We start from the raw sequence: 12,361 nt of genomic DNA, 5'->3' as shown, positions 1-12,361 counted from the left end.
CCTCCTCATAATCAAACTTTTGCCTCTGTCCAATTCTTTCCCACCCCTATATTTACCTTTAATGGAATGGGAAAATCTATGTCTTCCATTGCAATTTTAGTAATTTCTTTCACCTCTTTTATTATTTCATCTTCTACCTCTAATAACAATTCATCATGCACCTGCAAAACAATTCGTGCTCTTCCCCTATATTTTTTTAATCGTTCAAAAAGTCTTACCATTGCTATTTTTATAATATCTGCAGCTGTTCCCTGGATAGGTGCATTGACTGCCTTCCTCTGCTCAGCATTCCCTGTATAATGAAAATATCTCCTCCTACCAAAGTATGTCTTTACATACCCATTTTTTCTTGTAAATTGAATAGTTCCCTCAATATATGATTTTACCTTTGGAAAACGAGAGAAATATCTTTCAATAAGTAATTTTGCCTCATTTAAAGAAATATTTAAAGTTTTTCTCAGTCTGTTTGCTCCCATTCCATACATAATGCCAAAATTTATTGTCTTTGCAATGCGCCTCATAGAAGATGTAACCATCTGTTGTTTTACACCGAAAAGATGAGATGCCACCTCGTTGTGCATATCTTTATTTTGTCTAAAAAGAGAAATAAGTTCTTCATCTTGCGAAAGAGCCGCCATAATTCTCAATTCAATCTGCGAATAATCTGAGCAAATAATACTATATCCATCTTTAGCTACCACCGCTTTTCTCAAATCCTCAGGAAATGTATCACCAATGGGTATATTTTGCAAATTAGGATTAGAAGAAGAAAGTCTGCCAGTAGAAGTTGCTGTTAAATTGAATGTGGTATGCACCCTCCCCTCTTCATCTGCCAAATTTAACAAGGGTTCGACATAAGTATTAAGAAGTTTCTGTATGGTTCTATACTGTAATATATATGCGGGCAGTTCGTGCTTCTTTGCCAGTTCAAACAATGTTTCACTGTCCGTAGAAAAACCTGTCTTTATCTTTTTAGCAGGCTTTAAACCTAAAGATTTAAATAAAACATCCTGCAGCTCTTTAGTAGAATTGATATTAAATCTCTTTCCACTTAGTGCAAAAATGTTGTTTTTTGTAGATTCTTCTTCCTGAATAAGATCATTTTTCAGATGTAGGAGATAGTCTGTATCTACTCTTATACCATCTTTTTCCATATTGTATATAACAAATTCTAAGGGCTGTTCAATTTCATAAAATAACTTATCCATATCTAATTTATGAATTTTTTCTTTTACCACCGGGTAAAGGCGAAATAACTTCTCAGATAAGGATAATTTCAAAAAATCTGGACAAAGAGAATCTTTTAACAAAAATGTTATGTTTTTTATTTCTCCCTGTGTGTCAGAGTTTAAAAGATAGATACCAGCTTTAATATCAAAAAACGGTTTTTTTAAATCGCCTATTTTATGCATAACGGATTTTGCATCATAGACAATTACCTCATCTATATCACGAATTGCATCATTTACATCACAGGGTGGAACCTCTTTTTCTGTTTCTGTTGTTATTAAAGTGCATTTTTCATCACACAGGAGAGCAACCTCCTTCCCTTTGTCGCTTTTTTCATGTTCAGCATTCAAATATTTCATAAGAGAACTGAAATTCAAATCTTCAAATATAGACCTTAACTTCTCTTTACTCCATTTTTCAACATGCAACCCTTGCAAATCTGCAGAAATAGGAACATTATCATCCAACAAGGTAAGTTTTTTGTAATCGCCTAATTTTTCTTTAGATTCGACAAGTGACTTTTTAATCTTCGGCGGAATTTCATTCAAATGTTGAATTATACCTTCTATATTTTGAAAACGATTGAGCAAATCAACCGCCGTCTTTTTACCAATGCCCTTTACTCCTGGAATATTATCCACCTTATCTCCAACCAAAGCTAAATAGTCCGCTACCTGATGGGGGTAGATACCCAATTTTTGCTTAACTTTATCCTTATCATAAACAATGTCATTAAACGGGTCATATAATTTTATTTTTTCCTTTACTAACTGCATAAGGTCTTTATCCGATGTCACGATGTATATATGAGATGAAGGAGGAAGATATTTACACAATGTGGCTATTATGTCATCGGCTTCAAATCCATCTTTCTCAATTACATTTATCCCTAAATTAGCTATTATCTCTTTTATAATGGGGATCTGTGCCTGTAGATCAGGGGGAGTTGGCGGTCTATTTGCCTTGTATGCTTTAAATGCTTTATGTCTGAAGGTAGGAACAGGAGTATCAAAAGCACAGACCGCATATACAGGATTTTTCTCCTCTAAAAAGGAAATGATGGTGCGCACAAAGCCAAATATCGCTCCCGTAGGTATTCCCTGTTTAGAGGAAAGCGTCTTTAATGCATAGTAAGAACGGTAAGCAAGAAAACTGCCATCAATAAGATAGATTTCATACATAGAAGAGCCACTTTTCAAACTCTTTCTTCTTTCCGCGTGCTATATCAAAAAATATACTCTGTAATTTTTCTGTTATTGGGCCTCTTCTACCAACACCGACTGTTCTTCCGTCTATCTCTCTGATTGGTGTAATCTCCGCTGCCGTGCCTGCAAAAAATGCCTCATCAGAAATATACATCTCATCCCTTGTGAATCTTTCTTGCCTTATCTCATAGCCCAATGTCTTTGCCACTTCTATAATTGAATTACGGGTAATACCTTCTAAAATAGAAGTCAAGGGTGTAGTTTTAATTATGCCATTTCTTACTATAAACACGCATTCTCCGCTGCCTTCCGAAACATACCCCTCGCTGTCCAGCATTATTGCCTCATCATATCCTGTTCTCACCGCTTCCCATTTTGCCAACTGAGAATTCACATACCCTCCACAGGATTTAGCCTTGGTCATCATAGCATTAACGGAACTTCTACTATATGAAGAGATTCTCACTCTCACTCCTTTTTCCAATGCCTCTTTTCCCAAATATGCACCCCAGGGCCATACGGCAATAGCTACCTCTATTCTGTTTGACTGGGGGTAAAGACCCATATCCCCATAACCAATAAATGCAATCGGCCTTATATAACCTTCTTTCAGTTTATTTATCCTCATCGTTTCTATAGATGCTTTCATTAGTTCATCGTAGGTGTAAGGAAGATCAATGTTGAAGATATGTGCAGAGTTGACAAACCTTTTTATGTGTTCATCCAATCTAAACACAGCTGTTCCTTTCTCTGTTTTGTAAGCACGAATTCCCTCAAACACCCCCAAACCATAATGCAATGTATGGGTGAGAACATGGACATTTGCCTCATCCCAGGGAACAAATTTTCCATTGAACCATATCTTTTCTGTTTTCTCTATCATTTTAACCTCCTTGACAATTACTTTAGTAATTGCAAGGAAATGACTTTGTCATTTCCTTGACAAACAAGCTACATTCATTTATTTTTTACATGCGGGCGATTAGCTCAGTGGAAGAGCGCTGCCTTCACACGGCAGAGGTCGTAGGTTCAATCCCTACATCGCCCATCACCTTTATCTTCAATTCTCTCAATTGCTCTTTTTTTACACTATCTGGAGCACCGGTGAGCATACATATTGCTCTCTGTGTTTTGGGAAAAGCAATAACATCCCTGATGGAACCTGCACCTGTGATCTCCATCACCAACCTGTCCAATCCAAAGGCAATACCCCCATGAGGAGGAGCACCATATTTCAGAGCTTCTAACAAAAATCCAAATTTCTCTTGTGCCTCTTCCTCACCTATTTTCAAAATCTCAAATATCTTTTTCTGAAAATGTGGTTGATGTATTCTTATGCTTCCTCCTCCTATCTCTACACCATTCAATACCAAATCATAGGCACGAGACCTCACTTTTAACGGTTCTTTATCCAATAATGGTATATCCTCCTCTATGGGAGAGGTAAAAGGATGATGAACCGATGCATGTCTTCTTCCCTCATCATCCCATTCTAACAATGGAAACTCCAATACCCATACAAAATCATAGGTATTCTGTTTTATTAAATTCAGTTTGTTTGCCAAAGATAATCTCAAATTAGCTAAACTACTGCAGGCAATATCCTTTTTATCTGCTACAAAAAATAGGACATCTCCCACTTTTCCATCCAATCTGGATATAATTTTATCTATCTCCTGTTTTGAAAAAAATTTAATTATAGGAGACCCCAATTCATTTTTCTTTATCTTTATCCATGCCAGGCCCTTTGCGCCAAACGGTGCTATCTCTTTTTCCAATTCTTCAATATCCTTACGGGAAAAATTTACACATCCCCTGGCATTAATTCCCTTAACTACACCGCCCTTTTCTACCACTTCTCTAAATACCTTAAATCTGCATTCTTTGGCAATATCTGTAATATCCTTTAACTCTAATAAAAAACGCATGTCGGGCTTGTCTGTGCCAAATCTTTCCATCGCTTCCAAATAACTAATTTTTTTAAACGGTGTTGCTAAATCTATACCTTTTGTTTTTTTAAATATCGTTTTCATCAAACCTTCACAGATCTCCATAATGTCATCCTCTCCAATGAATGACATCTCCATGTCTATCTGTGTAAATTCTGGCTGTCTATCTGCCCGCAAGTCCTCATCTCTAAAACAACGAGCAACTTGAAAATATCTTTCAAAACCTGAAACCATCAAGAGCTGTTTAAATAATTGTGGAGATTGAGGAAGGGCATAAAACTTACCTGGATTTACCCTGCTGGGAACGAGATAATCCCTCGCTCCCTCCGGCGTGCTTTTTGTTAAAATAGGAGTTTCTACCTCTATAAATCCTTGTTTGTCTAAAAAGTCTCTTGCTGCTTTAACAACCTCATATCTAATAATAATGTTTCTCTGCATCTTCTGTCTTCTCAAATCCAGGTATCTATACTTAAGCCTTATATCTTCTCCCGCTTTTACATCATCTTCTATCAAAAATGGAGTGGATAAAGAGGTAGAAAGAATTTCAAAATCGGAAACCAAAATCTCTATCTCGCCTGTTTTTAAATGAGGATTAGTGGTCCCTGGGGGTCTCATTTCCACCTTACCTCTCATTGCTATACAATATTGGTTATGTATCTTATGAGCAAACTTGCATTTTTCACTTGTCTCGGAATCAAAAACAGTTTGAACTATCCCTTCTCTATCTCTCAAATCTATAAATATAATACCGCCGTGATCTCTCTGGCTTTGCACCCATCCACAAAGCGTAACTTCCTTCCCTACTAAACCTTTTGTTAGATCTCCACACCAGTGAGTTCTTACAAACCCCTTAACTCCTTTACTCATTCAACCCCTGCCTTATTACAGATATTATATTTTCTACTTTTACCTTTTTCTGCACAGACCTTTCCAGATCTCTTAAACTAACCGTGTTTTCCTTTATCTCCTCATCTCCAATGATTAAAACCCATTTTGCCTTCCATTTATTCGCTTTCCTCAAAGCAGATTTTAAACTTCCCGAGGAGATAAATTCGCTCTTTATATATTTTTTCCTTAAATCCTCAGTTAAGAGAAAAGAAAAATCGATTGCATCTTTGCCTATTGGGATGACTACAGCATCTACAAATTTGTCATCTTCCTTATAATCAAAAAGTTCAATAACCCTCTCTTCGCCAGCCGCAAAACCACAGGCAGGAGTGGGACTGCCTCCCAACTCTTCCACCAAATCATTGTATCTTCCGCCAGCCGATACCGTTCCCTGCGCACCCAGTTTATCACTGATAATCTCAAAAACAAAACTTGTATAATAATCCAAACCCCGCACTATTTTCTCGTTAACCACAAAATCTATATTCATCTTGGTGAGCAATCTCTGAACTTCGTTAAAATGATTTCTGCATTCGTCGCAGGTATAATCCAATATAGACGGTGCAGAAGCTGTAATCTTTTTGCACGATTCTTTTTTACAATCTAATATACGCAGAGGATTTGTATCTAACCTTCGCTGACAATCCTCACATAAAAGTTCTTTTTCCCCCATCAAATATTCTCTTAACACCTTAGTATACAAAGGCCTGCATTTTCTGCAACCGATATTGTTTATCTCTGCTCTAACATCCATGTTCAATCTCTTTAATATCTCTATATTCATCTCCATTATTTCTGCATCTACATAAGGGGAAGAGTCTCCGAATGCCTCTACTCCCAAATGATGAAATTCTCTAAACCTACCTCTTTGAGGACGCTCATAGCGGAACATAGGTGCAATATAATAAAATTTATACATACCCTCATGAATTAAATTATGTTGTATAAGCGCTCTTACTACACAAGCTGTGCCTTCCGGTCTTAATGTAACAAACTGGTCACTTTTATCCTTAAAGGTATACATCTCTTTCTGCACAATATCCGTATCATTGCCTACACTGCGAGAAAATAATTGTGCTTTTTCCAATATAGGGACTCTAATCTCTTGATAGGCAAAAGACTCAAAAATATCCCTGCATATATTTTCTACAAATTGCCATTTCCTTGTTTCGTTAGGTAAAATGTCTTTAAACCCAGGTAAGGATTGAATCACTATAAAACCCCTTTAGTGTAACGAAGATATACTTGGCATCAATTTTTGTCAAGGAAAAGCTTAGCTATTTTAAAATACACTTTTGCTAATAAACCTTTTATGATATATTAGATTTTCAATAAACATGAATATAATGTGGAGGAAATAATGAAATCGCAAAACTTAGATGAAAAAGAAGCACTAATTTATCATGAAGCAGGAAGACCAGGGAAAATAGAGGTTATTGCCACGAAACCCTTTAAAACACAAAGGGACTTGGGTTTGGCTTATACTCCCGGGGTAGCATTTGTATGCTCGGCAGTGGAGGGAAACCCGTTAGATGCATTTAAATATACCGCTAAAGGAAACCTGGTGGCCGTAGTCACCAATGGCACTGCTGTTTTAGGCTTGGGAAACATCGGAGCGTTAGCCGCAAAACCGGTCATGGAAGGAAAAGGTGTTTTGTTTAAAAAATTCGCCGATGTGGATGTCTTTGATATAGAATTAGATACAGAAGACCCTGATGAGCTGATATGCACCGTCAAAAGATTAGAGCCTACATTTGGAGCCGTAAACTTAGAAGATATAAAAGCACCGGAATGTTTCTACATTGAAGAGAAACTGAAAGAGATAATGAATATTCCCGTTTTCCACGATGACCAGCATGGCACAGCCACTATAACGGGAGCAGCTCTATTAAATGCATTGGAAATTGCACACAAAGATATTAGAAATATAAAAATTGTTGTAAGTGGTGCAGGGGCAGCAGGACTGGCATGTGCCAATTATTTTAAAAGATTAGGTGCAAATGAAATCATCGTTTGTGATAGTAAGGGTGTGATCTATAAAGGTAGAAAAGAAGGTATGAATCCATATAAGGAAAAGTTTGCCGCAGAAACACAAGCCCGCACCTTAGAACAGGCAATGAGAGGAGCAGATGCATTTTTGGGAGTCTCTGCTCCTCATATCGTTAATAAAGAGATGGTAAGGACGATGGGAAAACCACCCATTATCTTCGCCATGGCAAATCCCATTCCAGAAATAGATTACGAAGAGGTAAAAGATGCCTGTCCAGATGCCATAGTAGGCACAGGAAGGTCTGATTATCCCAATCAGATAAACAATGTTCTGGTTTTCCCTTTTATATTTCGGGGAGCATTAGATGCAAGGGCAACAACCATAAACCATGAAATGATGATAGCAGCATCAAAAGCAATAGCAACATTAGCAAAAGAAGATGTTCCGGAATCTGTTTTAAAAGCATACGGATTAAAGAAGCTAAAGTTTGGGCCAGACTACATCATACCCAAGCCTTTCGACCCGCGAGCGTTGGAATATGTTGCACCAGCAGTGGCAAAAGCAGCCATTTCATCCGGTGTGGCCCAGATTGAAAAGATAGAGGAAAAAAAATATAAGGAAGAATTAGAGGCGCGCATAGATAAAGTAAGAATAATAACCCGTTCCATATACAACAGGGCAAAGGAAAATCCAAAAAAGGTGGTTTTTCCGGATAGCGAGGAAGAGGAAATACTGAGAGCAATAAAGATTATTACAGATGAAGGCATTGCTCATCCTATTTTTTTAGGGGAAAGAGAAAATATAGAGAAAAGATTGAAGGAATTAGATATTCATAGAAGCCTATTGGAAAAAGTGGAAATAATAGATCCATTTACATCTAAAAATACGGATAAATATATTAGGGAATACTTTAAATTAAGAGAGAGAAAAGGTATCACCTACAAAGAAGCCGAACGCCTTATAAAATACAGACGGTACTTTTTTGGCGCGATGATGGTAAAGCTTGGTGATGCAGATGCCATAGTTGCAGGTGAACCTCATAACTATCCCTATGTAGCTGGAGCTATCTTGAAAATTATAGGAGCAAAAAAAGACAATGTGGCGGCGGGTGTATATATGCTGATCATAAGAAATAAAGTTTACTTCTTGGCAGACACGACAATGATTATTGAACCATCAGCGGAACAACTAGCTTGCATCGCCATAGAAACAGCTAATCTCTGCAAAGAAATTACAAATACAGAACCAGTAATAGCAATGCTTTCCTTTTCCAACTTTGGCAGTAACAGAGAATACCCACAGGTGGATAAGGTAAGAAAAGCCACAAAAATAATAGGAAGACTTCAGCCTTCATTAACAATGGATGGGGAAATGCAGGCAAACATTGCAGTAGACAGAATCCTGAGAGATAAATTTTACCCATTTAACAATCTAAAAGGAAAAGATGCCAATGTGCTTATATTTCCCGATTTGAATTCAGCAAATATCGCTTATAAGTTAGTATATAAAATGGGTGATTTTCACCCCATTGGCCCCATCTTAGTGGGATTGGAAAAATCGGCACATATATTGGAGATGGGCTCTTCTCCAGATTTTATCGTTGATCTAACAGCAATTGCAGTAATAGATGCCCAAGTAAAAGAAAAAGGAGTGTAAAATGAGCTTAACAATTGCACAAAAGATTTTACAGCACCATATTGTCAAAGGGAATATAAATGTAGGAGAAATCATACTCGCCCGTGTGGATTTGGCATTTGCCAATGATGTTACCGCCCCCATCTCCATAGATTTTCTCAAAAGAATCGGTGGAAAATTATATGATAGAGAAAAAATATCCCTTATCCCCGACCACTTTACACCCAATAAGGATATAAAATCTGCCGAACAATGCAAGATAGTCAGAGAATTTGCAGAACAAAATAACATTCCTCATTATTGGGAGGTGGGGGATGTAGGCATCGAACATGTCCTTTTACCAGAAAAAGGACTAATAAAACCGGGAATGTTAATTACAGGAGCAGATTCTCACACCTGCACAGGAGGTGCATTGGGTGCGTTTGCCACCGGCGTAGGAAGCACAGACATTGGATTTGCCTTTGCCACCGGAATGTTATGGTTTAAAGTGCCACCCACCATAAAATTCATCTATGAGGGCAAGAGAGGGAAATGGGTTATGGGGAAAGACCTTATTTTATACACCATAGGGAAGATTGGGGTAAGCGGCGCATTATACAAGGCAATGGAATTTTCAGGTCCTGCTATTAGAAATCTCCCTATGGATGATAGGTTCACCATGTGCAACATGGCTATTGAGGCAGGAGGAAAAACAGCTATTGTTGAACCAGATGATATAACAAAAGAATATTTAAATGTAGTCGGTATAAAAGAAGGGATGTTCTACAAAAGTGATGGAGATGCAGAATACGATGATATAATAGAGATAGATGTCTCAATTATTGAACCCCAGGTAGCATTTCCACATCTTCCTGAAAATGCAAAACCCATTTCAGAAGTAATGAAAAAAGATATAAAAATAGATCAAGCATTCATCGGCTCCTGTACAAATGGAAGATTGTCTGATTTAAGGATTGCCGCAAAGATATTAAAGGGAAGAAAAAGAGATAAACATGTAAGATTGATCATCATCCCTTCTACCCCTCTCATATATAGACAGGCTTTAAAAGAAGGATTGTTTGATATATTTTTAGATGCAGGTGCTGTCGTCTCTACCCCCACCTGTGGACCTTGTTTGGGTGGACATATGGGTGTTTTGGCATCTGGAGAGGTAGCCATATCTACCACCAACAGAAACTTTGTGGGAAGAATGGGCAGCCCCGAGGCCTATGTATATCTATCCAATCCAGCCATTGCTGCCGCATCCGCTGTCTTAGGAAAAATAGGAAGTCCAGATGAACTTTAGGAGGAATAAATGAAAGGAAAGGTATGGAAATTTAAAAACAATGTAGATACGGACGTTATTATTCCTGCTCGTTACTTAAATACATCCGACGAGAAAGAGCTTGCTAAACATTGTATGGAAGATATAAACCTGAATTTCGCAAAAAAGGTAAAAAAAGGAGATATTATTGTTGCCGAAGAAAATTTTGGCTGCGGTTCTTCCCGAGAACATGCGCCCATTTCTATAAAAGCCTCAGGCATAGCTTGTATTATAGCAAAGAGTTTTGCCCGCATATTTTACAGGAATTCATTTAATATCGGATTGCCGCTATTTGAATGCAAAGAAACAGATAAAATAAAAGAAGGAGATATTGTTGAAGTGAATATATCAACAGGTGAGATAAAAAATATATCAACAGGTGAGATATTTCATGCCTTACCTCTTCCACCATTTATGCAGGAGTTGGTAAGCTTAGGGGGATTGGAAAGCTACGCTAAAAAGTTATTAAAGGAGATATAGATGGACTTTAATATTTCTGTAATGAAAGGAGATGGAATAGGACCAGAGATAGCGGAAGAAGGTATAAAGATATTAAATATCATAGGGGAGAAATTTAACCATAAATTTAGTTATATTGAAGTATATGTAGGCGGATGCGCTATTGATAGGTTTGACACGCCACTGCCAGAGGAAACTATAGAAAAGGTGTTGAAAACTGATGCTTTATTTTTCTCGTCGGTAGGAGGGCCAAAATGGGAAAATTTGCCTCATGATAAAAAACCAGAAGCAGGACTGCTGGGTATAAGAAAAGCCCTGGGTGCATTTGCGAATTTGAGACCGGCAAAGGTATTTAATGAATTGATAGATGCCTCTACATTAAAAAGAGAGATAATAAGAGATATAGATATTATGGTAGTGAGAGAACTCACCAGTGGTATATACTTCGGCAAACCAAAAGGTGTATTCAATTTACCCAACAAAGATAAAATAGGTATAAATACACTATCTTACAAAAAAAGTGAAATAGAAAGAATTGTAAGATTGGCATTTGACATTGCCAGAAAGAGGAGAAAAAAGGTTACCAGTATAGATAAGGCAAATGTACTGGAATCTTCTCAACTGTGGAGAGATACAGCAAATGAGATATCAACAGATTATACTGATGTAGAGTTGAATCATATGTATGTAGACAATGCAGCTATGCAATTGGTAAGATACCCAAAACAATTTGATGTTATTGTAGCTGGAAATATATTCGGAGATATTTTGTCTGATGAAGCATCTATGCTCACCGGCTCCATCGGCATGCTTCCTTCTGCATCTGTTGGTAGCTCCGTAGGTATGTTTGAACCCATACACGGTTCCGCACCAGATATTGCAGGACAAGGCATCGCTAATCCTATCGCTCAGATTGAATCTGCAGCCATGATGTTGAGGTATGGATTAAATAGAGAGTTAGAGGCACAAACCATAGAAAGGGCGGTGGAATCCGTCTTAAAACAAGGATACAGAACACCGGATATAATGAGTGCAGGGGGAAAACAGGTAAATACACAGAAGATGGGTGATTTAATTGCAGAAGCCATATTGAACGAATGACAAAACAAAATTTTGCAGATGTAGAATTTGTGAGCTCTTTTTCCAAAGCTCCGCTGCGCCTTCCGTTGCTTCAATTTGCATTTGCGGGTCGCTCCAATGTAGGCAAATCCTCTTTAATAAATACAATGCTGGAAAGAAAAATTGCCAAAACCAGCAAAAAACCTGGCAAAACCAGGCTTATTAATGTATATAAAATTGGCAATATCTGTTACTTAGTGGATTTGCCGGGATATGGATATGCCAATATATCCAAAAAAATGCAAAACGAGTGGAAAGAATTAGTGGAAGATTATCTTAAATTCAGCAACCTTTTAAAAAAGGTATTTATTCTCATTGATATGAGAAGAGATGTTCGAAACCAAGAGAAGGAATTATTCTTTTGGTTAAATTATCATCATATATCATTTGATATTATTCTTACTAAATGCGATAAGTTAAATAGAAAAGAATATTCTATACAATTAAAAAAATTCCAATCATTAAACATCCCTTTTTTCATAACTTCCTCTAAAACAAAACAAGGAATAAAAGAACTAAAAAACTACATAGAAAAATTAGTATTTAATTACATATAGTAGGGTTAATTCCCCGCAGCTTGCCG

The 12,361-nt window shown here is 37.3% G+C and carries 9 protein-coding genes and 1 tRNA gene; 6 read left to right on the top strand and 4 right to left on the bottom strand.

Going from position 1 to position 12,361, the window contains the following annotated elements:
* Positions 1-11 precede the first annotated feature (11 nt).
* Both J7J10_03420 and J7J10_03415 read right to left on the bottom strand, forming a co-directional pair.
* Entirely contained in the window at positions 12-2,411 is a 2,400-nt protein-coding gene (locus tag J7J10_03420) for a DNA polymerase I (protein MCD6129984.1), read from the bottom strand.
* Positions 2,404-3,318: a branched-chain amino acid transaminase gene (locus J7J10_03415; protein MCD6129983.1), complete on the bottom strand. Its 915-nt coding sequence runs from the start codon at positions 3,316-3,318 to the stop codon at positions 2,404-2,406. Before J7J10_03415 ends, J7J10_03420 begins: the two co-directional genes overlap by 8 nt.
* Positions 3,319-3,411: 93 nt before the next feature.
* Between J7J10_03415 and J7J10_03410 the strand changes: the two genes are divergently transcribed.
* A tRNA-Val gene (locus J7J10_03410) sits at positions 3,412-3,483 on the top strand.
* Here J7J10_03410 and aspS read toward each other — a convergent pair.
* Together aspS and J7J10_03400 are read right to left on the bottom strand one after the other, a co-directional pair.
* Positions 3,443-5,251 (bottom strand): aspartate--tRNA ligase, encoded by a 1,809-nt coding sequence (gene aspS, locus J7J10_03405; protein MCD6129982.1) that lies wholly within the window; start codon positions 5,249-5,251, stop codon positions 3,443-3,445. The two genes, J7J10_03410 and aspS, sit on opposite strands and share 41 nt — an antisense overlap.
* Positions 5,244-6,482 carry a histidine--tRNA ligase gene (locus J7J10_03400; GenBank protein ID MCD6129981.1) on the bottom strand — a complete coding sequence of 413 codons (1,239 nt, stop codon included), beginning with the start codon at positions 6,480-6,482 and terminating at the stop codon, positions 5,244-5,246. The genes aspS and J7J10_03400 overlap by 8 nt, the downstream gene beginning before the upstream one ends.
* A 150-nt stretch (positions 6,483-6,632) precedes the next feature.
* On the opposite strand from J7J10_03400, the gene J7J10_03395 reads away from it, so the two are divergent.
* The 5 genes from J7J10_03395 to J7J10_03375 are packed head-to-tail and all read left to right on the top strand — an operon-like array spanning position 6,633 to position 12,335.
* Positions 6,633-8,918, top strand: a complete 2,286-nt coding sequence (locus J7J10_03395) for an NADP-dependent malic enzyme (protein ID MCD6129980.1) — start codon at positions 6,633-6,635, stop codon at positions 8,916-8,918.
* A 1-nt stretch (position 8,919) separates the two neighbouring features.
* On the top strand, positions 8,920-10,182 hold the full coding sequence (gene leuC / locus J7J10_03390; protein ID MCD6129979.1) for a 3-isopropylmalate dehydratase large subunit: 1,263 nt from the start codon (positions 8,920-8,922) through the stop codon (positions 10,180-10,182).
* A 9-nt stretch (positions 10,183-10,191) separates the two neighbouring features.
* On the top strand, positions 10,192-10,680 hold the full coding sequence (locus tag J7J10_03385) for a 3-isopropylmalate dehydratase small subunit (protein MCD6129978.1): 489 nt from the start codon (positions 10,192-10,194) through the stop codon (positions 10,678-10,680).
* Complete coding sequence (gene leuB, locus J7J10_03380; GenBank protein ID MCD6129977.1) at positions 10,681-11,760, top strand: 3-isopropylmalate dehydrogenase; 1,080 nt, start codon at positions 10,681-10,683, stop codon at positions 11,758-11,760. It begins immediately after the preceding gene.
* 29 nt (positions 11,761-11,789) lie between these two features.
* A complete protein-coding gene (locus J7J10_03375) occupies positions 11,790-12,335 on the top strand; it encodes a YihA family ribosome biogenesis GTP-binding protein (GenBank protein ID MCD6129976.1) in 546 nt (181 codons plus the stop codon).
* Positions 12,336-12,361 lie beyond the last annotated feature (26 nt).

The sequence above is a fragment of the Deltaproteobacteria bacterium genome (genome assembly GCA_021159305.1).
In the GTDB taxonomy this organism is placed as follows: domain Bacteria; phylum Campylobacterota_A; class Desulfurellia; order JAGGSF01; family JAGGSF01; genus JAGGSF01.
The sequence above is the reverse complement of the archived record's forward strand: the minus strand, read 5'-3'. Positions and strand labels throughout refer to the sequence as shown.

Excerpts from the sequence above, each read along its gene's own strand:
- J7J10_03420 (MCD6129984.1), bottom strand. The coding sequence starts at position 2,411 with ATGTATGAAATCTATCTTATTGATGGCAGTTTTCTTGCTTACCGTTCT.
- J7J10_03415 (MCD6129983.1), bottom strand. The coding sequence starts at position 3,318 with ATGATAGAGAAAACAGAAAAGATATGGTTCAATGGAAAATTTGTTCCC.
- aspS (MCD6129982.1), bottom strand. The coding sequence starts at position 5,251 with ATGAGTAAAGGAGTTAAGGGGTTTGTAAGAACTCACTGGTGTGGAGAT.
- J7J10_03395 (MCD6129980.1), top strand. The coding sequence starts at position 6,633 with ATGAAATCGCAAAACTTAGATGAAAAAGAAGCACTAATTTATCATGAA.
- leuC (MCD6129979.1), top strand. The coding sequence starts at position 8,920 with ATGAGCTTAACAATTGCACAAAAGATTTTACAGCACCATATTGTCAAA.
- J7J10_03385 (MCD6129978.1), top strand. The coding sequence starts at position 10,192 with ATGAAAGGAAAGGTATGGAAATTTAAAAACAATGTAGATACGGACGTT.
- leuB (MCD6129977.1), top strand. The coding sequence starts at position 10,681 with ATGGACTTTAATATTTCTGTAATGAAAGGAGATGGAATAGGACCAGAG.